The organism is Micromonospora trifolii (assembly GCF_050516465.1).
GTDB classification, from domain to species: domain Bacteria; phylum Actinomycetota; class Actinomycetes; order Mycobacteriales; family Micromonosporaceae; genus Micromonospora; species Micromonospora trifolii.
Genome location: NZ_CP191526.1, coordinates 1 through 23,218, shown reverse-complemented (window position 1 = coordinate 23,218; position 23,218 = coordinate 1). Strand labels below are relative to the sequence as shown.

22 protein-coding genes are annotated in these 23,218 nt (G+C 72.5%); 13 read left to right on the top strand and 9 right to left on the bottom strand.

Going from position 1 to position 23,218, the window contains the following annotated elements:
- Nucleotides 1-36: 36 nt before the first annotated feature.
- Complete coding sequence (locus ACQRWP_RS00110) at nt 37-2,460, bottom strand: ABC transporter permease (protein WP_430500188.1); 2,424 nt, start codon at nt 2,458-2,460, stop codon at nt 37-39.
- Entirely contained in the window at nt 2,454-3,203 is a 750-nt protein-coding gene (locus tag ACQRWP_RS00105) for an ABC transporter ATP-binding protein (RefSeq protein WP_430500186.1), read from the bottom strand. Before ACQRWP_RS00105 ends, ACQRWP_RS00110 begins: the two co-directional genes overlap by 7 nt.
- Nucleotides 3,204-3,372: 169 nt before the next feature.
- Between ACQRWP_RS00105 and ACQRWP_RS00100 the strand changes: the two genes are divergently transcribed.
- From ACQRWP_RS00100 to ACQRWP_RS00090, 3 genes are read left to right on the top strand one after another with little or no spacing between them, the layout of a single operon-like run.
- Nucleotides 3,373-4,530 (top strand): sensor histidine kinase, encoded by a 1,158-nt coding sequence (locus ACQRWP_RS00100; protein WP_430500185.1) that lies wholly within the window; start codon nt 3,373-3,375, stop codon nt 4,528-4,530.
- Nucleotides 4,527-5,195 (top strand): response regulator, encoded by a 669-nt coding sequence (locus ACQRWP_RS00095; RefSeq protein WP_430500184.1) that lies wholly within the window; start codon nt 4,527-4,529, stop codon nt 5,193-5,195. Before ACQRWP_RS00100 ends, ACQRWP_RS00095 begins: the two co-directional genes overlap by 4 nt.
- Nucleotides 5,196-5,224: 29 nt before the next feature.
- Complete coding sequence (locus tag ACQRWP_RS00090) at nt 5,225-5,764, top strand: DUF1697 domain-containing protein (RefSeq protein WP_430500182.1); 540 nt, start codon at nt 5,225-5,227, stop codon at nt 5,762-5,764.
- Between the two features lie 44 nt (nt 5,765-5,808).
- On the opposite strand, the gene ACQRWP_RS00085 is transcribed toward ACQRWP_RS00090, so the two are convergent.
- Nucleotides 5,809-6,786, bottom strand: coding sequence for an MBL fold metallo-hydrolase (locus tag ACQRWP_RS00085; protein WP_430500181.1), 978 nt, complete (start codon nt 6,784-6,786; stop codon nt 5,809-5,811).
- A 154-nt stretch (nt 6,787-6,940) separates the two neighbouring features.
- Nucleotides 6,941-7,867, bottom strand: coding sequence for a serine hydrolase (locus ACQRWP_RS00080; RefSeq protein WP_430500179.1), 927 nt, complete (start codon nt 7,865-7,867; stop codon nt 6,941-6,943).
- Nucleotides 7,868-7,919: 52 nt separating this feature from the next.
- On the opposite strand from ACQRWP_RS00080, the gene ACQRWP_RS00075 reads away from it, so the two are divergent.
- Together ACQRWP_RS00075 and ACQRWP_RS00070 are read left to right on the top strand one after the other, a co-directional pair.
- Entirely contained in the window at nt 7,920-8,885 is a 966-nt protein-coding gene (locus tag ACQRWP_RS00075) for a LysR family transcriptional regulator (protein ID WP_430500178.1), read from the top strand.
- Nucleotides 8,886-8,982: 97 nt separating this feature from the next.
- Entirely contained in the window at nt 8,983-9,834 is an 852-nt protein-coding gene (locus tag ACQRWP_RS00070) for an aldo/keto reductase (RefSeq protein WP_430500177.1), read from the top strand.
- Nucleotides 9,835-9,901: 67 nt separating this feature from the next.
- On the opposite strand, the gene ACQRWP_RS00065 is transcribed toward ACQRWP_RS00070, so the two are convergent.
- Nucleotides 9,902-10,432, bottom strand: coding sequence for a nuclear transport factor 2 family protein (locus ACQRWP_RS00065; RefSeq protein WP_430500176.1), 531 nt, complete (start codon nt 10,430-10,432; stop codon nt 9,902-9,904).
- Between the two features lie 130 nt (nt 10,433-10,562).
- Here ACQRWP_RS00065 and ACQRWP_RS00060 point away from each other — a divergent pair, with 130 nt between their 5' ends.
- Nucleotides 10,563-11,570 (top strand): winged helix-turn-helix domain-containing protein, encoded by a 1,008-nt coding sequence (locus ACQRWP_RS00060; protein ID WP_430503371.1) that lies wholly within the window; start codon nt 10,563-10,565, stop codon nt 11,568-11,570.
- On the opposite strand, the gene ACQRWP_RS00055 is transcribed toward ACQRWP_RS00060, so the two are convergent.
- Nucleotides 11,528-12,370 (bottom strand): helix-turn-helix transcriptional regulator, encoded by an 843-nt coding sequence (locus tag ACQRWP_RS00055; RefSeq protein ID WP_430500174.1) that lies wholly within the window; start codon nt 12,368-12,370, stop codon nt 11,528-11,530. The two genes, ACQRWP_RS00060 and ACQRWP_RS00055, sit on opposite strands and share 43 nt — an antisense overlap.
- A gap of 102 nt (nt 12,371-12,472) precedes the next feature.
- Between ACQRWP_RS00055 and ACQRWP_RS00050 the strand changes: the two genes are divergently transcribed.
- Both ACQRWP_RS00050 and ACQRWP_RS00045 read left to right on the top strand, forming a co-directional pair.
- A complete protein-coding gene (locus tag ACQRWP_RS00050) occupies nt 12,473-13,225 on the top strand; it encodes an SDR family oxidoreductase (protein ID WP_430500173.1) in 753 nt (250 codons plus the stop codon).
- An 81-nt stretch (nt 13,226-13,306) separates the two neighbouring features.
- Nucleotides 13,307-14,293, top strand: a complete 987-nt coding sequence (locus ACQRWP_RS00045; RefSeq protein ID WP_430500171.1) for an aldo/keto reductase — start codon at nt 13,307-13,309, stop codon at nt 14,291-14,293.
- A gap of 25 nt (nt 14,294-14,318) precedes the next feature.
- Here the strand turns inward: ACQRWP_RS00045 and ACQRWP_RS00040 are convergent, their stop codons facing one another.
- Entirely contained in the window at nt 14,319-14,834 is a 516-nt protein-coding gene (locus ACQRWP_RS00040) for a GNAT family N-acetyltransferase (protein WP_430500170.1), read from the bottom strand.
- Between the two features lie 130 nt (nt 14,835-14,964).
- Here ACQRWP_RS00040 and ACQRWP_RS00035 point away from each other — a divergent pair, with 130 nt between their 5' ends.
- Genes ACQRWP_RS00035 through ACQRWP_RS00025 form a run of 3 tightly spaced genes read left to right on the top strand, consistent with a single transcriptional unit; the run spans nt 14,965 to nt 17,414 of the window.
- Nucleotides 14,965-15,519: an NADPH-dependent FMN reductase gene (locus ACQRWP_RS00035; RefSeq protein WP_430500168.1), complete on the top strand. Its 555-nt coding sequence runs from the start codon at nt 14,965-14,967 to the stop codon at nt 15,517-15,519.
- 27 nt (nt 15,520-15,546) lie between these two features.
- Nucleotides 15,547-16,560, top strand: a complete 1,014-nt coding sequence (locus tag ACQRWP_RS00030; RefSeq protein ID WP_430500167.1) for an ATP-binding cassette domain-containing protein — start codon at nt 15,547-15,549, stop codon at nt 16,558-16,560.
- Nucleotides 16,557-17,414, top strand: a complete 858-nt coding sequence (locus ACQRWP_RS00025; RefSeq protein ID WP_430500165.1) for an ABC transporter permease — start codon at nt 16,557-16,559, stop codon at nt 17,412-17,414. Before ACQRWP_RS00030 ends, ACQRWP_RS00025 begins: the two co-directional genes overlap by 4 nt.
- Before the next feature lie 76 nt (nt 17,415-17,490).
- Here the strand turns inward: ACQRWP_RS00025 and ACQRWP_RS00020 are convergent, their stop codons facing one another.
- Nucleotides 17,491-18,396: an AraC family transcriptional regulator gene (locus ACQRWP_RS00020; RefSeq protein ID WP_430500164.1), complete on the bottom strand. Its 906-nt coding sequence runs from the start codon at nt 18,394-18,396 to the stop codon at nt 17,491-17,493.
- Between the two features lie 157 nt (nt 18,397-18,553).
- Between ACQRWP_RS00020 and ACQRWP_RS00015 the strand changes: the two genes are divergently transcribed.
- Nucleotides 18,554-18,859: a putative quinol monooxygenase gene (locus tag ACQRWP_RS00015; protein ID WP_430500163.1), complete on the top strand. Its 306-nt coding sequence runs from the start codon at nt 18,554-18,556 to the stop codon at nt 18,857-18,859.
- A 50-nt stretch (nt 18,860-18,909) separates the two neighbouring features.
- Complete coding sequence (locus ACQRWP_RS00010; protein WP_430500161.1) at nt 18,910-19,878, top strand: alpha/beta hydrolase; 969 nt, start codon at nt 18,910-18,912, stop codon at nt 19,876-19,878.
- A 46-nt stretch (nt 19,879-19,924) separates the two neighbouring features.
- Here the strand turns inward: ACQRWP_RS00010 and ACQRWP_RS00005 are convergent, their stop codons facing one another.
- Entirely contained in the window at nt 19,925-23,218 is a 3,294-nt protein-coding gene (locus tag ACQRWP_RS00005) for an ATP-binding protein (protein WP_430500160.1), read from the bottom strand.

The following is a 23,218-nucleotide window of genomic DNA, read 5'->3' as shown; positions in this document are numbered from 1 at the left end:
ACGGTAGCCGCACGACCGCCCGCGCGGGGGGCGCGGTCATCCGCCGACCGGTGACCGGGCGGGACCGTGACGCAGCAGCCGCCACGTCGGCAGCACACTGGCCAGCACCGCGAGCAGCAGGCACAGCCCCACCACCCCGGCGACCACCGCCCACGGCACCACCAGGTCGACCGGGGTGCCGACCTGCTCGGCGAGGCCGGCACTGATGCTGAGCAGACCGACGAACGCGACAGCCCCACCCAGCAGCGCGCCGATCAGGACCACCAGGGCGGACTCCGCCGTGACCAACCAGATGACCTGCCGTCGGGTCGCCCCGGCCATCCGGATCAGCCGCAGATCCGCGGCGCGGCCGGCGGCGGCCAGCAGCAGCGTGTTGGCCACCGCGATGGCCCCGTAGCCGGCGGACACCCCGATCAGCAGCAGGGTGAAGAGCCAGACGAGGCGGTCCTCGGCGGCGTCCGCCTCGGCCGCCCAGCCCGGGACGTCGAGGATCCGCGCGCCGACCGGCGGATCGATGCGGTCCCGGACGTACACCGTGGACGTCAGCGCCGACGGGTCGTGCGCCCGCACCACGGCCCGGGGCACGAGCAGGTCGCCGGGGATCGAGGTGTCGTCGACCACGGCGACGACGCGCAACGACACCGACGTCCCGTCGGCGAAGACCACCGGGTACGGCTCGGACGGCAGCCGGTTCGCCGAGGCGGTGACCACCACCGTGTCGTCACCCATCAGGTCGTTCAGCGAGCCGGCGACGACGGTGAGCACCCGGTTCGCGGCGGCGAAGCCCTCCGGATCCACACCGAGCGCGGTCATCGGCTGGTTCTGCGGCGACGTTCCGGGGTCGGTGCGGTAGACGGTGGTCGGCAGGAGGGCGGTGCCGCCGGTCGCGGCGACGGCCCGGTCGGACAGACCGGGAGCGCGGTCCGGCACGACGATCCAGCCGGCGTTCACGTTGTCCGCCCGACCGGCCGCGTACGCGGCGGTGCTGGTGCGCACCATCCCGGACACCAGCACCGCGAACGCGACAGTGAGCAGCACCGGCGCGGCGATGGCGGCGGTCCGCCGGGTAGCGGTCAACGCCCCGCCACGGACCAGCATCCCGATCGCGCCACCGGGCCGACGCACCGGGGAACGCAGCAGCCACAGCAGCGGCCTGATCACCACCGGGGCGAGCACTGTGGCGCCGGCCACCAACGCCATCACCGCGTAGAGCGCGTACTGCGCACCCACCCGCGCCTCGTCGGCGGTCGCCGTGCCCAGGCTGAGCGCGGCTCCCGCCGCGAGGAGCAGCGCCCCGGTGACGGCGCGCAGCAGGCCGATCGGTCGCTGTTCCACAGCGGCGTCGCGTAGCGCCTCCAACGGGCGGACCCGCGCCGCGCGACGGGACGCAGACCAGACGGCCAGCAACGCGATCACCGGCCCGGCGGCGAGCGAGACCGCGATCGGCCAGAGTTCGTAGCGGACCCGGAAGGTCGACGGTTCGTAGCCGACGTCGACCAGCAGCCGACCCAGCAAGGGGGCGAGCGCCGCGCCCACCAGCAGGCCGACGAGTCCCGCCGAGACGCCGACGGCGAGCGCCTCGGCGTACACCATGCGGCGGACCTGGCGTCCGGTGGCGCCGACGGCGCGCAGCAGGCCCAGCTCGCGGCGGCGCTGCGCGATGGTGAACGCGAAGGTCGAGGCGACCACGAACACCGTGACGAAGCCGGCGAGGGCCGCCGTGGCGGTGAGCACCTGCATGCCGATCCACCGGGTACGGGCGTCGCCACGCGGCTCCAGCGCGCCACGGGCGGCACCGGTCAACACCTGTCCGTCGTCGCCGACGACTCCGCGAGCCGCCGTGGCGACCCGCTCGGGGTCGGCGCCGGGCGCGAGCACCAGCCCGATGGCCCGCACGCCGGGCGCGAGCGCGGCGGCGACCTCGTCCGCCACATGGACGCCGGGCCCGTCGACCAGACCGGTGACGGTGTACGGCTCCGGGCCCATCGCGGTCAGCAGGGTGACCGGTGCGCCGGCGCGCAGACCGAGCGCGCGGTCGACGACCACCTCGCCGGGCCGGCGGGGTGGCTCGCCAGCCGTGAGGCGCAGCCCACCCAACTGGGCACTGGACCAGCCGTGCCCCTGGTAGGCATCCTCTCTCCGGGTGTCGGCGGCGTAGGGCCGGCCGTCGACGAGCGGCTGCGCGTAGAAGGTGCGGTCCGGCACCGCCGCCACCACGTCCGGCAGGCCAGCCAGCCTGCCGACGAACTCCGCCGCCGTGGCGGCGGACCAGGGCCGGGTCGGCACGAACTCGTCAGCGGACGCACCCGCCTCGGGGCTCTGCACCACGACCGCCGCCCGCGCCAGCCGGTCCGGCACCTGCGGGCGACCGGAAGCGAGCAGCAGGGTGGCCGCCGCGACCAGCGTGACCCCGATGGCGACGGCCACGAACGCGCTGGCCGACCGCCGGACGCTCAGCACGACGGCTCCACGACGGTTTCCCGCTCGGCGATCCGGGCGGCGACGACGGCGGCGGTGATCCCGTCGGTCAGCTCGTCGACGACGCGGCCGTCGGCCAGCAGGAGGACCCGATCGGCGTACGCGGCGGCGGCGGGATCGTGGGTCACCATCACCACGGTCTGGCCGTGGTCGTCGACGAGCGCCCGCAACAGCCGAAGCACCTGCCGGGAGGACGCGCTGTCCAACGCCCCCGTCGGTTCGTCGGCGAAGACCACCGCCGGCCGGCTGATCAACGCTCGGGCCACGGCGACGCGCTGCTGCTCCCCGCCGGACAGCTCACTCGGCCGGTGCCCGGCCCGGTCGGCGAGGCCGACGGCGTCGAGGGCGGCGGCGACGTCCCCGGCCGGCGGCCGGCGGCGGGCCAGGCGCGACGGCAACTCGACGTTCTGCGCGGCGGTCAGCGTGGACACGAGGTTGAACGCCTGGAAGACGAAGCCGATCCGGTCCCGCCGCAGCCGGGTCAGCTCGTCCTCACCGAGGTCGTTGAGGCAGGTGCCGTCGATCGTGACGGTCCCCTCGGTCGGGCGGTCCAGCCCCGCCGCGCAGTGCAGCAGGGTGGACTTCCCCGAGCCGGAGGGGCCCATCACCGCCGTGAACGTGCCGCCCGCGAAGCCGGTGGTCACGCCGTCGAGCGCCGTCACCCGCCGGGTTCCGGTGCCGTACACCGCGCGCAGCCCCGTCAGGGTCACCGTGTGTGTGGTCATGACCGTTACGGTGCCGAATGCCGGGGGTGCGGCGCGTCGTGCCGGGGCGGGCACTTTCCGGCCCTCCCACGGGTGGAGTCGGCGGCCCGCAACCGCCGGCAGATCGTCCTGCGGGATGACCACCCGCAGGCGGACGCGGCCGACCCGGCCGGCCGTTACCGTTCGACGGGTGACCGCTCTCCTGCTGACCCGACGGATGCGGCCGATGGACCTGTACACCGTGGACGCCCTGCTGGCGGTGGCCGTCGGTGGGCTGCTCTGCCCGTACGCCGCGCTGGAGTCGCCGCTGCGCGGCGGCGTACGCGAGCCGCTCTGGGTGTCGGTGCTGGTCGGGATGGCCCTCGGGCTGCCGTTGGCCGTCCGGCGACGGTGGCCGATGACGGTTGCCGTCGTGATCAGCTCCATCACCACCGTTGCCCTGGTCACCGGGGTGATACCCAACTTCGCGGCCGCCGCGCCGGCGTTCGCCATCGGCCTGTCCTTCTACACGGTGGCCGTGGCGACGCCCACCCGCCGGTCGATGCTCTGCGCCGCCGGTTGTCTCGCGCTGGTGAGCGTCGGCCTGGTGCTGACCGCGGGCGACCTCTGGTCGCGGACCGGCGCGGTCGTCTACGCCGCCGTCATGGTCGCGCCGGCCTGGGTGATCGGTTGGCTGATCCGGGAGCGACGCGCCCTCGCCACCCGGCAGAGTGATCAGTTGGTCCGTCAGGCCGCCACCGAGGAGCGGTTGCGGGTGGCGCGTGAGCTGCACGACGTGGTCGCGCACACGCTCAGTCTCATCGTGGTGAAGGCGGCCGTCGCCAACCACGTCGCCGAGGCCGACCCGCGCGAGGCGGGCGCCGCGCTCCGGGTCATCGAGGAGACCGGCCGCACCGCGCTGACCGACGTGCGTCGGGTGCTCGGCGTGCTGCGCGAGGACAGCCCGTACGCGCCGACGCCCGGCCTGGACGAGTTGCCCCTCCTCGCCCGGCAGGCGGCGATCGGCGGCGTCGACGTGCAACTCGACGTGCGGCGGGACGAGCCGGCCGGCGCGGTGCCGGAGTCGGTGGGCCTCGCGGTGTACCGGATCGTGCAGGAGGCGGTGACGAACGTGGTGAAGCACGCGGCGCCGGCCGCCTGCCGGGCTACGGTGACCGTTCTGCCCGACGAGGTGCGGGTGGAGGTGACCGACGACGGCCGGCGGCCGGTCCTGCTCGGCGGGGAGGGGCACGGGTTGATCGGCATGCGGGAACGGGTGGCGTTGCACGGCGGGGAGTTCCGCGCCGGCCCACGCTCCGACGGTGGTTTCGCGGTGACGGCCAGCCTGCCCTACCGGGTGGCCGCGTGATCCGCGTGCTGATCGCCGACGACCAGGCGTTGCTGCGCGGCAGTTTCCGGCTGCTGGTCGATCTCAGCCCGGACTGCACCACCGTCGGTGAGGCGGGCACCGGCGTGGAGGCTGTCGCGTTGACCGAGCAGCACCGGCCGGATGTGGTGCTGATGGACGTCCGGATGCCGGAGATGGACGGCATCGAGGCGACCCGGCGGATCTGCGCCGACCCGGTGACGGCCGACGCCCGCGTCATCATCCTGACCACGTTCGACCTCGACGAGTACGTCTACGGTGCGTTGCGCGCCGGAGCCAGCGGGTTCCTGCTCAAGGACACCCCACCGGCGGACCTGCTGACCGGGATCCGGGTGGTCGCCGCCGGCGAGGGGTTGCTCGCGCCGACGGTGACCCGAAGGCTGATCGACGAGTTCGCCCGGCAGCCGGAGCCGACCCGGCCGCTGCCCCGGCAGCTCGACGGGGTGACCGATCGGGAACGGGAGGTGCTCGCGCTGATCGCCCGGGGCCTGTCCAACGCGGAGTTGGCCGCGCATCTCAACCTCAGCCAGGCCACCGTCAAGACGCACGTCGGGCGGCTGCTGACCAAGCTGGCGGTACGCGACAGGGCGCAACTGGTCATCGTCGCGTACGAGACGGGACTGGTGGGGCCAAGCGGCCTACGCTGAGCCGGTCGGCCGCACCCCGAGGAGGAGCCATGACCCGGTACGTCGCCCTGCTGCGCGGGGTCAACGTCGGCACCACCCGGCTGGCGATGGCCGACCTGCGCCGGATCGTCACCGACCTCGGGCACGAGGACGTCAAGACGTACCTGCAGAGCGGCAACGTGGCCTTCGGCAGCACGGTCCGCGACGCGGAGAAACTGGCCGCCGGGATCGCGCGGGCGCTCACCGACGAGCTGGCGCTGACAGTGCCGGTGCTGGTGCGCAGCGGCCGGGAGTTGGCGGCGATCGCCGGCGGCAACCCGTACGCCGACCGGGAGGACGACCCGACGCGACTGCTGGTGGCCTTCCTCGCCACCGCGCCGAAGAAGTCCACCGTCGACGCGCTGGTCGTGCCCGGTGGCGAGAACGTGTCGTTCACGGTGACCGGCCGGGAGGCGTTCCTGCACTACGTCGACGGCGGTTACGGGCGGTCGAAGTTCACGAACGCGTACCTGGAGAAGAAGCTCGGCGTGGTGGCCACCACCCGCAACTGGAAGTCGGTGCGGGCCCTGGCGGAGATGACCGCCTCCTAACCGCCGGGGTGGGGTCGCGGCTCGGCGACCCCCACCGACGCTGCTCAGAAGTGGTACGCGGTCTCGTACTCGGGCACCAGCACCCGGCTGCGTGGCGAGATCCGGCGCACCGCCGCGATCATCTCGTTCAGCCGGGTGCGGTCGGTCGGGGCGACCGGCGGCGGGTTCTGCAACGCCGTCTCGAAGTTGTCGTAGTGCACCGGCACCACGACCTTCGGGTAGTCGAGGCCGGCCAGCAGCCGGGGCAGGTAGTCGCCGGTGGTGGTGGCGTTCTGCATGGCCACCATCGCCACGTCGGGCGCGAGGCCGGTGAGGTTCCGCTCGGCGACGTCGCTGGCCCCGGTGAAGTAGACCGACGGGCCGCCGTCGACCCGCAGCAGGTAGCCCAGCGTGTCGCCCTCCGGCAGGTCGGCGATGGTGGCCGGCTGCGGCGGCGGGCTCACCCGCACCCCGGGAAAGGCCACCGAGTACGACGGGTTGCGGCTGTGCAGCGAGCCGACCACCTCGACGCTGTGGTCGCCGAAGTCCAGCACCTCCCCACCCTTCACGGCGCTGAGCTGCGTCGACGGCAACCCGTAGGCCAACCCCAGGTGGTACGCGGTCAGCGTGCCGAACACCCGCGCGCCGGTGCGCTTGGCGATGTACGGCACGTCCATGAAGTGGTCCCAGTGGGTGTGCGTGACCAGCACCGTCATGGCCCGGTCGACACGCGGGTCGATCACGTCGGTGCGCACGGTCAGCGCCGTATCGGTCTTGAACGCGCCGGTGAACAGCCCGGTGTCGATCCGGCTGAGGAACGGGTCGACGAGAACGGTGCGGTCGCCGATGTCGACGCGCCAGCCGGCCGTACCCCACCAGCGGAAGCTGACCGCGCCCTTGCGGCGAGCGGTCGGCGTGGGCGCGGCGGTCGAGGGCGCGGCCTGGGCCGGGGTGGCGACGCCGGCGGCGAGGCCACCGGCGGAGACCAGGGCGGTGGTGGCGGCGGCGTCGCGCAGGAAGCGTCGGCGGGCGAGACTGGGCATGCGGATCTACTCCCCGTGGTCGGGCGATGTGTCGACCACGAGCCAACCAGCGGCACCGGCCCCTGGTCCAAGATCGAGGGCCGTCGGCTTCGATACGCCACCGGATATCGGTCCTGCTCAGCGGGGGTGCGGCGACTCCCGGACGGGCGCGAAATCAGTCGCCCCGCAGCGCCTCGACGGCCGTCCGGGCGGCCTCCCCCATCGCCAGGTCCACGTCGATGCGGCGCGGGGTCAACTGTTCGGCGCGGGCGAAGACGGCGATCGCGTACCGGCCGCCGTCGGGGTATTCGGCGACCCCGGCCTCCAGGTGGAACCCGGGCAGGGTGCCGGTCTTTCCGGAGACCCGGACGCCGGGCGGGAACCCGGCGGCCAGCCGGGTCCAGAAGATCTGCCGGGCCATCCAGGTGCGGACCATCGCGCAGGCCGCCGCCGGCCCGGCCTCGTCCCGCCAGATCAGCGTGAGCAGCCGGGTGATCTCCCGGGCGGTGCTGGACGTGGTGTGCGCGGGGTCGAAGACCCGCATGGCCCGGACCCGGTCCGCCGGCAGCGTGGGGAAGATCCGGGCGAACTCCGCCTCGGTCCGGGCGCCCACGTCGGCGAGCATCATCTCGACAAGTTCCCGAGGACCACCGAGGACCTGGGTACGGGTCAGCCCCAACTCGACGGCGAGCATCGGCAGCAGGTCCGGGCCGACCCGCCGCAGCAGCAGGTCGGCGGCCGTGTTGTCGGTGACCGACATGGCGAAGTACGCGAGGTCGCGCAGCGACACCTCGGCGTCGTCGGTGCACCCGGCCAGACCCCACCCACCGAGCCGGTCGGCGGCGGTGACCAGGACCCGCTCGGTCGGGTCCAGCTGACCGGCCTCGACCTGCCGGGCGAACTCCAGCACCAACAGGATCTTGAAGATCGAGGCGATCACCACCTGCTCGTCGGCCCGCACCCCGACCTCACGAAGACCGCCGCCGACCGGTCCGCCGCCCTCGACGGCGTTCAGGTCGACGGCGTCCACGTCCACGACGTGCAGGCTGGCCGTTACCCCGACGGCGGCGAAAATGGCACCGATGCGTTCCTCCACGTCCACGCCAGCACGGTATCCAGCGCCGCCGTGGCCGCGCTGGCGTAGGGTCCCGGCCGTGGATCTGCTCCGGCACCTGCGGCACTTCGTGGTGGTCGCACACGAACTGCACTTCGGCCGGGCCGCGGAGCTGCTCGGGATGGCCCAGCCGCCGCTGAGCCAGTCGATCCAGCGGCTGGAACGGGAGCTGACGGTCGAGCTGTTCGACAGGTCCCGCCGCCAGGTGCGCCTCACCACCGCCGGTGAGCTGCTGCTCGGCGAGGCGGAGGAGCTGCTCGCGGGCGAGGGTCGACTCCGCAGCCTGATGGGGCAGATCCGCGCCGGTGAGCTGGGCGTACTCCGGGCCGGGGTGCCACCGGAGACGCCCGCCGTGACGCTGCGTTCGCTGCTGGACGGGCTCACCACCCGGGCGCCCGGCCTGGACGTGGAGCTGCACGAGCTGACCACGGCCGAGCAGGTGCGGATGCTCACCGAGCGGACCCTGGACGTGGGGCTCGTGCATCATCCGGTGGCGGCGGACGGGCTGCGCTTCGGCGCCCCGGTCGACGTACCCCTGGGGGTGCTGCTGCCGCGCACCTCGCCGCTGGCCCGCGGCCGCGAGGTGACGCTCGCGTCGCTGGCCGGTCTGGATCTGGTGGCCGCGCCGCGCGCCACCGCCCCCGGCTGGCACGACCACCTGCTGGCGGTGTGCCGGCAGCACGGTTGGCGTCCGGCCCGGGTGCGTCCGGCCCGCAACCCGGAGTTCCTCTTCGGGCTGGTGCTGGCCGGAGGCGGGGTGGCCGTGGAACCGGCGGCGGTGGCCCGCCGGGAACCCCGGATGGCCTGGCGGCCGATCAGCGACGCGCCGCTGGCCAAGCGCACCTCGGCGGCCTGGCCGGACCGGTCGGCGCACCCGGCGGCGGCGATGTTCGGCCAACTCGCCGCGGAGGTGCTGGCCGACGCCGAGCCCACCGCGCCCGCGCCGCCCGCGACGTCGGTGCCGGCGGCACGGCCGTGGCCGGTGCTGTTCGACACGACCGGGTGAACCGATCCGCCGTTGCGTTCGTCACCCTCGGTTGAGCGGTGGATCGTCCACCCACCCGGGTATGGATGACAGGTAACGAAGACGCGAAGGAGCCGCAGTGGCAATCACGATTCCCGACATCAGCCTGAACGACGGCAACACCATTCCGCAGCTCGGCTTCGGGGTGTTCCAGATCGAGCCGAAGGACACCGTCGCGGCGGTGACCACCGCCTTCGAGGTGGGCTACCGCCACATCGACACCGCTGAGATGTACGGCAACGAGGCCGAGGTCGGCGAGGCGGTACGCGTGTCCGGCCTCGACCGGAGTTCGGTCTACGTGACCAGCAAGCTGAACAACGGCTTCCACCGCCCCGACGACGCCCGCAGGGCGTTCGACTCGACGCTGGCGGCGCTGAAGATGGACTACATCGACCTGTTCCTGATCCACTGGCCGCTGCCGACCCTGTACGACGGCGACTACGTCTCGACCTGGAAGGTGCTGGAGGAGTTCCAGCGCGACGGCCGGGCCCGCTCGATCGGCGTGTCGAACTTCCAGGTGTCGCACCTGGAGCGGCTGGCCGCCGAGGCGAGCGTCGTGCCGGTGGTCAACCAGATCGAGGCGCACCCGTACTTCGGCAACGACGAGGTCCGCGCCTACGGCCGTGAGCACAACATCCTCACCGAGGCTTGGTCCCCGATCGCGCAGGGCAAGGTGCTCGACGACCCGACGGTGGTCGACATCGCCGGGCAGCTCGACCGGACCCCGGCGCAGGTGGTGCTCCGCTGGCACGTGCAGCGCGGCGACATCATCTTCCCGAAGTCGACCACCCCGAAGCGGATCGAGGAGAACACCCGGATCTTCGACTTCGAGTTGGACGACGCGGCGATGGAGCGGATCACCGGGCTGAACAAGGGTGAGGCCGGCCGGCAGGGCCCGAACCCGGACACCTTCGCCTACCTGCCCAACTGACCTGAGCCGCCGAGGGGCGGGCGCCGCGGTGGCGCCCGCCCCTCCCCCGGGTGGCGACCCCCCCTGGTCAGATTCGGCCCACGGAGTCCTGGTTCTGCAACACCAGCCACCGGCCGTGCTGGTAGGTGTAGCTGACCCCGATCAGCAGCGGCACCCTGGTGCCGGTGGCCGGCACCGCGTAGACGGAGTCGAACAGCACGAACCCGGTCCGGCAGCCCACCACGGTCTGCTTCGCCACGCTGAAGGACTGGGTCCACGAATCGTCGGCGAAGAACCCGCGCAGCCAGTCCACGGTGGCCCGTTTGCCGTCGAGCACCTCCCCGTCGGAGGCGAAGACGGAGGTGACCTCGGGGTGCAGCAGCGCTGCGAAACCGTCCAGGTCACGCCGGGCAGTGGTCTCGACATACGCCCGGACGGCGCGGTCGAAGGCGCGCTCGCAGCCGCGGGCCGCCGCGTCCCCGGTTGTGGTGTCGCCCGGCCCGGGGGTGGCGGCCGACACTGCGGCCGGAGCGGCTGCGAGCAGGCCGGCGGTGATCCCGAGCAGGGCGATCGTGCGGCCGAGCCGGCCGGCGGGACGGGCGGAGGCGGGTGGACGCATCGGGTTCTCCTTCGGACGAGTGGTTGTGCCGTCGCAGCAAACCCGGCCCGCCACGCAGTCGGCCAGTGATTCGAACCAGCTCGAATGCGGACGGCACATCGATGCCACCGCTTGTACGATCCGCGCTGTGATGGTCGCGCATCTGGACGGTTCGAGCCTCGCCCGGCTCCGGTTGGCGATCTCGCCGGCCTGGGAGGTGACGTCCTGGCTGCGGGCCGCGCTCTCGCGGTTCGGGCATCCGGTGCACGGCGATCCCGGTCCGGCCGCCCGCGCCGCGCTGCGGCACCCCGACGTGGCCCTGGTCGCGGAGCTGGTGACCCCGCCCGGACGGCTCGGCTACACGCCGGACCTGCTCACGCCGAAGCCGCCGCTGGGCCCGCTCGACACGGCCTTCGACCAGCAGTTGGCGGCCACGGCGGCGACGCCCGCCGACGAGGTGACGGCGCAGGTGAACGAGCGGTTTCCGACGGGCCCGATGCCGGTGCGGGTCCGCGCGGCGGTCGAGGACGGCACCCTCGCCCGGCGGGTCACCGACGGGCTGCGGCACTTCTGGCGGGCCGCGCTCGCCGAGCAGTGGCCGGCGGTACGGGCCACGCTGGAGGCCGAGCTGGCCGTACGGGCCACCGCGATGGCCACCGCAGGGGTGGGCAGCATGCTGAACGGCCTGCACCCGAAGGTCGGCTGGACCGGCAGGTCGCTGACCATTGACAGCTCGTACCGGATCACCACTGCGCTGACCGGCGCGGAGCTGGTGCTCGCGCCGTCGGCGCTGGCCTGGCCCCAGGTGTCCACCCAGCTCTGCGACGAGGGCAACGCCGTGCTGGTCTACCCGGTCGGCGCCGGGCCGGCGGACCAGCACCGGGCGGGTCGGCTCGGTGACCTGGTCGGTGCGAGCCGAGCGGCGATCCTGGCGGACCTGGACGTGCCCCGGTCCACCGGGCAGCTCAGCGAGCGGCACCGGCTGGCCCCGGCCACCGTCTCCTACCACCTGGGGGTGCTGCTGCGCTCCGGCCTGGTGGTGCGCACCAGGGAGCGGCACAGCGTGCTCTACCGGCGGTCCGACCACGGGGACGGGCTGGTCGGCTGCCGGCCAGGTCAGGGCGCGACGCGCTCGGCGAGCCGGCGGAACACCGCCTGAGTGGGCGAGCCGGGCTCGGGGACGTAGACGATCATCCGCTGGTCGGTCTCCGGGACGTGCAGCACCCGGCACTCGAACTCCAACGATCCCAGCTCTGGGTGCGGCACCCGCTTGACGATGGGGCGGCGCTCCTCCACATCGTGCTCCGCCCAGAGCCGCGCGAACCGGGGCGAGGTGCCGAGCAGCTCGGTGACCAGCTCGCGGATCGCCGGGTCGGCCGGGTAACGGCCGTAGGCGGCCCGCAGGTCCGCCACGGTGCTGCGGACGAAGCAGATGGTCTCGGCGTCGGTCCAGTGGCTGTCGGTCACCGGACGCCGGAAGGTCCAGCGGATCATGTTGCGGTCCGCGTCCGGCACGGCCGTGAGGTCGCCCATGAAGTACGTGGCCAGCCGGTTCCAGGCCAACACCTGGTACGCGGCGTCGACGAGGTACGCCGGAGTCTCAGTCATCGCGTCGATCAGGTGCCGCAGCCCGGGGGTCACCTCCCGGCTCGGCCCGCCGGCCGGCAGCGGATTCTCCCCGGCGATGCGGAACAGATACTCGCGCTCGTCCCGACTGAGCAGCAGCGCCCGGGCCATCGCGGCAAGCACCTGCCGCGACGGGTGGGGCCCGCGGCCCTGCTCCAGCCGGATGTAGTAGTCGATCGACATCCCGGCGAGCTGGGCGACCTCCTGTCGGCGCAGCCCGGGGGTTCGTCGGCGTTCGCCCTCGGGGAGCCCGACCTCGGCGGGACTCAGGCGGGCGCGGCGGGTACGCAGGAACGCCGCCAGTTCGTCACGCCGCAGGCCGCTGTTCGTCATGCCCCCAGCATGCCTCGATGCGGGCCGGCGAAGGTGGTACCGCCGGTCCCAGCCTCAGCCCGTCTCTCCCCGGGCGCGGCCAGCCCGGCGAGGCTCGACGGCATGACGAACATGATCGCCCTGATCACCGGGGCCAACAAGGGGATCGGCTTCGCCACCGCCCGGCAGCTCGGCGCCCTCGGGATGACAGTGCTGGTGGGCGCGCGGGACGCCGAGCGAGGTCGGGCCGCGGAGCGGGAGCTGCGCGACGGCGGCGCGGACGCGGTGTTCGTTCCACTCGACATCACCGACGCCGAGTCGGTGACGGCCGCCGCGAAGCGGGTGGAGGCGGAGTACGGCCGGCTGGACGTGCTGGTCAACAACGCCGGCATCATTCTCGCCGACGGCGCGCGAGGGCTGCCCAGCGAGACGACAGTGGCGACGCTTCGCCGGCTGTACGAGACGAACGTCTTCGGGGTGGTGGCGGTGACCAACGCTCTGCTGCCGCTGCTGCGCCGGGCACCGGCCGCCCGGATCGTCAACGTGTCGAGCGAGGTCGGCTCGATCGCGGTGATGACCGACCCGAACGGCGCGCTGTTCGAGCTGACCTCCGTGCCGTACCCGTCGTCGAAGGCGGCGCTGAACATGCTCACCGCGATGTACGCCAAGGAGCTGCGGGACACCCCGATCAGAGTGAACGCGGCGAACCCGGGCTACTGCGCCACCGACCTCAACAGCAACAGCGGCTTCCGCACCGCCGAGCAGGGCGCCGAGGTGAGCGTGCACCTGGCGACCCTGCCGGCCGACGGGCCCAACGGGCTGCTCTGGGGCTTCCAGATGGACGCCGGTGGTGGGTACGGCGTGCTGCCCTGGTGACTGAGCGCTTGACCTGGAGTGCGCTCCAGCCGGCAGTGTGACTCGTGCGCCCACCGGTAGGGCGCACGAGAGGAGATCCCCATGCGGTACCGCACGATCGGCGCTGACCCGGCGGCCCGGCGCGAGGTCAGCGTGCTCAGCCTCGGCGCGATGCTCTTCGGCAGCGCCACCGACGAGGCCACCTCGTACGCGATCCTCGACCGGTACGTCGAGGCCGGCGGCACGTTCATCGACACGTCGGACAACTACGCGTTCTGGGTGGACGGCGGGCAGGGCGGGCAGAGTGAGGAACTGCTCGGCCGGTGGCGGCGTAGCCGGGGCGTAGGCGCCGAGATCGTCATCGCCACCAAGCTGGGCGCCCGACCGCTGGCCCCGGGGACCAGCTACCTGGACAACGCCGAGGGCCTCTCCGCCAAGGTGATCCGCGAGTCCGCGGAGCGCAGCCGGGAACGACTCGGGGTGGAGCGGCTGGACCTGCTCTACGCGCACATCGAGGACCGGACCGTGGCGATCGAGGAGACCGTGGAGGGCTTCGCCGAGCTGGTCGCGGAGGGCACTGTGGGTCTGCTGGGCGCCAGCAACCACCGGGCCTGGCGGGTGGAGCGGGCCCGGGCGTTGGCCGCCGCCGCCGGCCTGCCGGGGTACGAGGTGCTCCAGTACCACCGCAGTTACCTACCGAACCGCACCGACCTGGTCAGCGAACTGGACCCGGACGGCGAGCCGGGCGGCGTCAGCGGTGACCTGCTCAGCTATCTGCGTGCCGAGCCCGAGCTGACCCTGGTGGCGTACTCGCCGCTGCTCAAGGGGGCGTTCACCCGGGCGGACAAGCCGCTCAGCTCGGCGTACGACCTGCCGAGCGCGCCCCGGCGGCTGGCCGCGCTGCGGGAGGTGGCGGGGCAGAGCGGCGCGACGGTCAACCAGGTGGTGCTCGCCTGGTTGCTGGGCGGCGAGCTGCCGTCCATCCCGCTGGTGGGCGCCTCGTCCGTGGCGCAACTGGAGGAGAGCCTGGCAGCTGTCGACCTGGAGCTGACCGCCGAGCAACGGCACCGCCTCGACACCACCTGGTGACCTGTCACCGGCCGCCCCGCCAACCTCAGCTTCCGGTCGGTGGGGCGGTCAGGTCGAGCTGCCAGTCGTTGGCCCGCATCATCTGCCCCGGCGGGTATTCGAAGCCGGTCTCGCCGAGCAGCGTGAAGCCGGCCTTGCGGCACACCGCGTTCGACGCGGGATTGTCGACCGAGGGATAGGCGTGGGCGTAGTGCCGGTCCCGTCGGGCGCGAGCGACGTCCACCACCGCGCGCACCGCCGCCGTGGCCAGCCCCTGCCCCCGGTACGCGGGCAGCACCGCCCAGCCCAGCTCGTACACCGGCTGGTCGCACCACTCGCGGGCCCAGTAGCCGACGCTGCCCGCCCGAGCCCCGTCCGGCAGCACCAGCGTGAACATGCAGCCCTGCTCGGTACCCGAGAAGTGCACGTACCGGTCGTGCCTCGCGAGCACCTGCTCGTCGGTCTCCGGGCCGCCGGTGTGTTTGCGGGTGTCCGGTGAGTTGAGCTGCCGCAGCAGGTCGAGGTCGTCCTCGTGCCACGGCTCGATGCGTACCTGTGCCATTCCGCTCCCCCATTCGTCGACCCCAGTCAAGCCGATTCCACCGACATTTCACCCCTAACCGCGCCCGCTAGATCGGATCTAGCGGGCGCGTGTCGTCACCTCGCGCCTTCACTGTGGAAGGGGGGTGGCCATGACACAGTTGCGGATCGCCGTGATCGTCGGCAGCACCCGGGAGGGGCGGGTCGGCGACCGGCTCGCCCACTGGTTCGTCGAGCAGGCCGAGCGGCACGACGACCTGGCGGTGACGGTCGTTGACCTGACCGAGTACGACTTCCCGGCCACCTACCCCGCCGAGCCGACCGCGTCCATCCGGGCGTTCGTCCGCGAGGTGGGCCGGGCGGACGCGTTCGTCGTGGTCACCCCCGAGTACAACCACAGCTTCCCGGCACCCTTGAAACAAGCCATCGACTACGCGTACGACGAGTGGCAGGCCAAAGCGGTCGGCTTCGTGTCGTACGGCTGCCGGTCCACCGGCCTGCACGCGGTCGACCAACTACGTACCGTCTTCACCGCACTGCACGCGATGACGGTGCGCGACGTCGTGGGGATCGACCTGCTCGCCGGCGAGCCAACCGCCCAGTGCACCGACGAGCTGCAACGCGACGTCGGCGTCCTGCTCGACCAGCTGCGCTGGTGGGGTCTGACACTGCGCGACGGCCGGGCGGCTCGACCCTACGTCTCCTGAACACGTCCAACACGAAAGGTAAGGATCATGAGTAGACGCACCACCGGTCTGGCCATCGAGGCCGAGGGCCTCACCCGCTCATTCGGTGACACCCGGGCGCTGGCCGGCATCGACCTCCAAGTGCCCGCCGGCACCGTCTACGGCCTGCTCGGCCCGAACGGCGCGGGCAAGACCACAGCGGTCCGGGTGCTCGCCACGTTGCTGCGACCCGACGGTGGCTCGGCCCGGGTCTTCGGGCACGACGTGGTCACCGAGGCCGACAAGGTCCGTTCCCGGGTCAGCCTCACCGGCCAGTACGCCTCCGTCGACGAGGACCTGACCGGTACGGAGAACCTGGTGCTCCTCGCCCGCCTGCTCGGCCTGCGCAAGCCGGCCGCTCGGGAGCGCGCGGCGGCCCTGCTCGCCGCGTTCGGTCTGACCGAGGCGAGTGACCGCCAGGTGAAGAAGTACTCAGGCGGGATGCGGCGACGCATCGACATCGCCGCCAGCATCCTGAACACCCCGGATCTGCTCTTCCTCGACGAGCCGACGACCGGCCTCGACCCGCGCAGCCGCAACCAGGTATGGGAGATCATCCGGGCGGTGGTGTCGCACGGCACGACCGTGCTGCTGACCACCCAGTACCTCGACGAGGCCGACCAGCTCGCCGGGCGGATCGCGGTCGTCGACCACGGCCGGGTGATCGCGGAGGGCACCCCGGGTGAGTTGAAGTCGTCGATCGGCTCCGGCACCGTCCACCTGCGACTGCGCGATCCCGGCCAGCGGCCCGAGGCGGAGAAGCTGCTTCGGGAGGCGCTCGGCGTGCCGGTGCAGCTCGCTGCCGATCCGATGGCGTTGACCGCCCGGGTCGGCGAGGCCGGCACCGACCTCGATGCCAGCGCCCAGGCCTCTCGCGCGCTCGGCGAGCTGGCCCGTGCCGGCATCGTCGTGGACAACTTCTCCCTCGGCCAGCCGAGCCTGGACGAGGTCTTCCTGGCCCTGACCGATCACCCCGCCGTGCCGACCGACGAGCGCGACAACGAGTTGGAGGCAGCCCGATGAGCGACACCACGACCACCACGACCGAACGGGCGCCGTCCGTCTACGTCCCGTCCGCCGAGGCACTGGCGACCGTGCTCGCGCCCGGTGCCCGACCGCCCCGACCCAGCGCACTGGGCGCGTCGCTCACCTTCGGCTGGCGGGCCATGCTGAAGATCAAGCACGTGCCGGAGCAGCTCTTCGACGTCACCGCGTTCCCGATCATCATGGTGCTGATGTTCACGTACCTGTTCGGTGGTGCCCTCGCCGGCAGCCCGCGCGAATACCTGCAGTTCTTCCTGCCCGGCATCATGGTGACCAGCGTCGTCATGATCACCATGTACACCGGCATCGGCCTCAACACCGACATCGAGAAGGGCATCTTCGACCGGTTCCGGACGCTGCCCGTCTGGCGTCCGGCCGCCCTGGTCGGCATGATCTTCGGCGACGTGCTGCGCTACATCCTCGCCGCCGTGGTGATCCTGGGTCTCGGGCTGGTGCTCGGGTTCCGCCCCGAAGGCGGGGTGGTCGGGGTTGTCGTCGGGATCGGGCTGCTGGTGGTCTTCTCGTTCGCGTTCTCCTGGGTGTGGACGTTCTTCGGGCTGATCCTGCGCAGCGAGAAGTCGGTGATGGGGGTCAGCATGATGGTGCTGTTCCCGCTGACGTTCCTGAGCAACGTCTTCGTCGATCCGAGCACCATGCCCGGCTGGCTCCAGGCGTTCGTGAAGGTCAACCCGGTGACGCAGCTGGTGGCCGCGATCCGCGGGGCGATGAGCGGCGAGTCGGACGCGTCGGCCACCATGTGGCTGCTGGCCTGGAGCGCCGGCTTCCTGGTCGTCTTCGGCACCCTGACCATGTACAGGTACAACCGCCGCTGACCCAGGTTTCGGTCGACGGGGGCGCCGCCACGGCTGTGGCGGCGCCCCCGTCGTAAGAGTCGAGTGAAGCCAGCGGTCAGACGACTGCCGGTACGCCGGCTCGGATGACGCCACGCAGGTGGGCGACATCCTGGCTGGGCGGCGCACCGAATTGGCGACGGTATTCACGGCTGAACTGCGACGGGCTCTCGTAACCGACACGGATTCCCACCCCGGTGACGTCGTTGGGGTGGGTGGCGAGAAGGAGCCGGGCCTCCTGCAACCGGATCTGCTTCTGGAACTGGATCGGGCTCATCGCGGTCACCGCCTGGAAGTTCCGATAGAACGCCGAGACGCTCATCCCGGACAGGCGCGCCAGATCCTCCACCCGGAACGCCTCCGCGTAGTGGTCGCGGATCCACCGCACCGCCCGGGCGATGTGACTGAGGCTGCTGTCGGCCAGGCCGAGCTGCCGGACCGCGGCACCCTGCTCCCCGCTGAGCAGCAGCCAGAGAATCTCCCTCTTGATCAGGGGCGCGAGCACCGTGACGTCCCGGGGCCGGTCCAGCAGCCGAAGCAATCGGACAACAGCGTCGCCGAGTTCGTCGGGAGCGTCGCTGACCACCATCCCGGACGGTGTCCCGCCCGCCAGGGGCGGAAGATCGCCCGGCGCCGCCTGCAACAGCAACTCCGCGACCGTGGCCGGGTGGAGCACCAGCCCGAACCCCAGAGCCGGTGAGTGGGCACTGGCCTGGGTGAATCGGCCGGTGACCGGCAGATCGACCGACGCGACAAGGTACTGACCGGCCCGGTACTCGTACACGCGGTCGCCCAGCGCCATCTTTTTGGCGCCTTGCGCGATGAGCGCCAGCACGGTGCCCGACATCGACGTGCTCGGCTCGGTCTGCTGCTCGACCTTCGAAATCAGCACCCCGTCGATGGCGGTGCACATGTCCGGGCGGGCGTGGCGGGCCAGCAACGCCCGAAGCTCATCGAGGTACACGGCCCGATTGAAGCACATGACCGATGCTCGTCACAACGAGAGGATCAGGCAAGGACGGGGGAGCATCCTTCTAACGTTTCCGCTGGTGGCGATGCTCTGATTGAAGTGTCAGTTTTCCGAGAGCGCAGCAAGAGCTCGACGATTAGGAGTCACTTCGATGACCGTTCACCACGGGTTCCAGGCCACCATGACCGCTCAGCCGGGAAAGGCCGACGAACTGATCAAGCTGTTGCTCGACGCGCCGTCTCTGCCCCACGACGACTGCGTCGTCTTCCTCGTGGCCCGTTCGGCCTCCGACCGTGACGTCGTCCACGTCATCGAAGGCTGGACCAGCGCCGAGGCGCACAGCGTGTTCTTCGCCGGGGAGCAGGCGCAGGCCCTGGTCGCGAAGCTTCAGCCGCTGCTGGCCGGTGACTCGACGTACACCGACGCGGTGCCGGTTGGCGGCAAGGCGGCCTTCTGAGCCAGCGACCGCACCCCGCCACCCCGAGCCGTATCAGCGAAAGGATCCTGATGAACCTCCCCCGACCGGGCATCGACCCCGAGTTGCTCGTACCCCTGACCGAATTGCCGCCCATGCCGCCCCTCGGCCCTGAGGTGATCGAACAGCTGCGTCACTTCCCACAACCGTCGATCGAGAGTCACCTGGAAGGCCGTGCGGTCGAGCGGCGAGAGGTCACTTTTCCCGCCAATGACGGAACGCCGATCCCGCTGTCCATCCTCAGCCCCACCGATCGTGCCGCTGGGGCGCCCTGCGTCTACTGGATCCACGGAGGCGGGATGATGTGGGGTGACCGCTACTCGAACATCGACGTTCCGCTGGAATGGCTTGACCGGTTCGGTGCCGTTGTGATCTCCGTGGATTACCGGCTGGCCCCGGAAGCAACCGGTACGACCCTGGTCGACGACTGCTACCGCGGCCTGCTCTGGGTGGCCGAGAACGCCGCGGACCTCGGCATCGACCCGGCCCGCATCGTCGTAGCCGGCGCCAGCGCCGGAGGCGGCCTGGCCGCAGGGGTCACTCTCATGGCTCGCGACCTCGGCACCCCGGCCATCGCCGCGCAATTGCTGTCGTGCCCCATGCTCGACCATCGCAACAGCAGCACCTCGAGCCTTCAGTACGGCGGGCTGGACGGCGTGTGGACCCGGGAGATGAACGAATTCGGATGGCGCAGCGTCCTCGGCGACATCACCGGCGACAACGTCTCCGCGTACGTCTCACCCGCCCTGGCCGACGACCTGGCCAATCTGCCGACGACCTACATCGACGCAGGGACCGCCGAAGTGTTCCGCGACGAGGACGTCACCTACGCGACCCGGATCTGGGCCGCCGGCGGCCAGGCCGAGTTGCACCTGTGGGCTGGTGGCTTCCACGGATTCTCGGCGCTGTTCCCGCATGTTCGCGTCTCAGACGCGGCACGACGCACCCAGGCCGACTGGCTCGCCCGAGTCCTGGAACCCGGCCCTGATATCAAGGACTGAACCGGACCGCGGTCAACGCCGATGAGGCGTCGCGCCGGCCGTGGGCTCAGAGCCGCCAGGGCAGCGGCCCGGGGGGAAGGTAGCGGCAGGTGGTGCCGGTGGAGACGGCGTCGCGCAGGTGGCTCGCCAGTGCCGGGTGTCGGTCGTCGAGCTTGCGTAGCGTGTCGCGGATCCGCGCGGTCACCGTCTTGCGGGCCCGCTCGGCCTCGTCGCCCAGGCGGCGGCTCCGGCCGGCGAGGCCCGCCGCGGCACGCAGCTCGTCGAGCAACGCACCGCGCTCGGCGTCCAGCTTGGACACCTTCGGGTCGTCATCGCGGGCGGCGGCCCGGTCGATCTCCTCGTCGAGGCGGGCCAGGTGCCGCCGGTAGCGGGCCTTCGCCTCGTCGTCGAGGACCGGGTCGGCCCCCATCCGGCGGGCGGCGACCAGCTCCGGCCCGGCTGCCGGGTCGAGCAACTCGACCGCCGGTACGTCGCTGCCCGGGCGGCTGAGCAGCAGGTGCAGGTCATGCAGGCCCTTGGCGTCGGGCAGGTGCACCACGACACCGTCGTACGCGAGCTGCCAGACCGGCCCGTCGCGCCGAAACTCGTACCCCTCGATCGCAGCCGCGGCCGGCACGGCCTGGCCGAGCCCGACAACCTGACCCGACCCGACAACCTGACCCGACCCGACGGCCTGACCCGACCCGACGGCCTGGTCCGGGCGGTCGGGGTCGGGGGCTGTCGGGGCGGCGAGCCGGTGGAGCACCTGCGTCATGCCGAGGGCGGTCGCCTCCTGGACGGCGGCGGCGCGCAGCGCTGTCGACGTTGCGGTGTCGCCCGGGTGACCCCGGCCGGCGAGGGCGTTCGCGAGGCCGGTGCGGGCGAGCAACGACCAGGGCCGGGAGCCCAGCCGGTCGGCGGAGTCCCGAGCGGCGGTGAAGCCGGCGATGGCGTCGTCCCAGCGTTCCTGGGCGGCGTCGATCAGCGCAAGCCAGTGGTCGACGGGGCCACTGATATCGCAGCCGAAGAGCCCTACCGTCCACTCTCCACGGTGCGGGACCAGCGCGGCCCGCGCGGCGTCGCAGCGCTGCGGGTCGGCGGACGCGGCGGCGGCCTGCGCGCGTAGCCGTAGCCAGAGCGGTGACACCGGGCGCGGGTACCGGATGGCGGCGGCCTCGATGCCGGCGGTCAGCCGGATCGCCGTATCGCCGTCGCCCCGCTCGGCCGCGGTGATCGCCCGCAGCAGCTCCCGGTAGGGGTAGTCGATCGGGGCCAGCCCGTCCACCAGAGCGGCGGCCTCGGCGACCCGGCCCTGGAGCAGCAGTCGGGACCAGCGAAGGTGGTGGCCCATGAACCCGAACTCGATGTGGCCTGGGTCGGTCTGGTCGGTGAGGACGGCGAACCGTTCGTCGGCCGTGGCGAAGTCACCCTGGAACGCCGCGATGATCCCGCTGTCGACGGCCGCGGCCATCCGGTGCCGGGCGAAGTCGCCCTGCTGTTCGGCGTCGACGAAGGTGGTCAGCTCCTCGGCGAAGCGAGGGTCGCCCTGCTCCAGCAGCGCCACCCAGCGCAGCGAGGTGGCCCACAGCTCGGTCTCCCGGTCGCCCGTCCGGCGGGCCACGTCCCGGATCTCGGCGGTGAGCGCGGCTCGGGTCGCGGCGGTGCCGAGCCCCCAGGTCGTGTCGTGACGGGCCCAGAGGCTGAAGGTGAGCGCCTCGTCGTCCTGCCCTCGACGGGCGATCGTCTCGCTGGCGGTGATCAGGTCGGCGACCAGGGCGCCGACGGTCGCGGTGGCGTCCGGTTCGCCGATCAACCGGCGGTACGCCTCGCGCACCAAATCCGCCGCCTCGATCGACTGGGCGGTATCGACCTGGCGGGAGCGGTTCACGGTGAGCGCGACCCGGGCCAGCAGCACCGGGTCGTCGAGTGAACGGGCCAGCCTGGCGGCCTCGGCCAGTAGTCGCGTGACCTCTTCCCGGCGGGCGTGGTGATAGTGCGACTCGGCGAACTCGACGAGGATCCGCACACGTTGTGCCGGGTCTTCGACGACCTCGAGGGCTCGGCGGAAGTGCACCGCCGCCTCGTCGCCGGCCAGCCGGGCGAACGCGTCCCGCCCGGCGGCGACCAGCAGCGTGGCCACCCGGGCCCGTTCGAGCGCGGGGCCGGCCAGGTAGGCGTGGCGGGCGAGGTCGGCCGGGATCAGCCGGTCGGTGAGCTCCCGTAGGTCGTCGACCGCCCGGACGACCGCGCCGTGGCGGGCCCGCCGGTCGTCGTCGGTCAGCCCGTCGTAGAGGGTTTCGCGGACCAGGTCGTGGGCGAAGGCGAAGCGGCCACCGCCCCGGGCGACCACCAGTCGGGCGGTCACCGCCCGGTCGAGCAGCCGATCGACCTGCGCCGCCGGGGCCGCCGCGCAGGCCGCGAGGACCTGACGGTGGAACTCGCGACCCAGCACGGCGGCGACGGTCAGCGCCTCCACCACGGCGGCGGGCAGCTGGGCCAGGCGGCGGCGCACCGCCTCCCGTACGCCGGGCGCGATCGTGCCGACCGCGTCGTCGGCGTGCCACAGCCGCGCGGTCTGCTCGACGAAGAACGGGTTGCCGCCGGTGCGCCGGTGCACCTCGTCGACCAGGCTGGCCTCGGGCTCCCGGCCGGCGGTCCGGGTCATCAGTGCGGCCACCTCGTCGCGGGTGAAACCGGTGAGAGTGATCGTGGTGGCCTTCGCGACCAGCGGCATCAGCAGCGGGCGCAGCGGATGCTCGCCCGACTCGACCTCGGCGTCGCGGTAGGTGCCGATCAGCAGGAGCCGTTCGAACCAGGTGTGCTGGGCGGCGAAGCTCAGCAACCGCAGCGAGGCCGGGTCGGCCCAGTGCAGGTCGTCGAGGACGACCACGACCGGGCGGTGCTGGGAGACGGCGACCAGCGCGGCGGTCACCGCGTCGTACAGCGCGAACGCCTCCTGGTCGGCGGCGTCCGGGCCGGGGTCGACGCCCGCCCAACTGACGAGGCGACCGGCCTGCTCGCCGCCGGCGCCGGACTGGCCGAGCAGGGCCGCGAGGGCCGGCTCGGCGGACTGCCGCGCCACCGCCCAGTCGTCGGCGGAGCGCCGCAGGGCACGCAGCACCTGCACCCACGGCCAGTAGCCGGGGGCGCTGTCGGAATCCCAGCAGGCGGCACCGAGCACCAGCGCGCCTCGTTGCCGGGCCTCTCGGGCCGCGGACGTGACGAGGGTCGTCTTGCCGATGCCCGGTTCGCCGGTGACCAGGGCGAGACCGCCGTGGCTGGTGGTCGCGCGATCCAACTCGGCGCGCAGCAGACCCGCGGGGTGATCCCGCCCGATGATGGCGTCGCCGAGCGCGTCCAT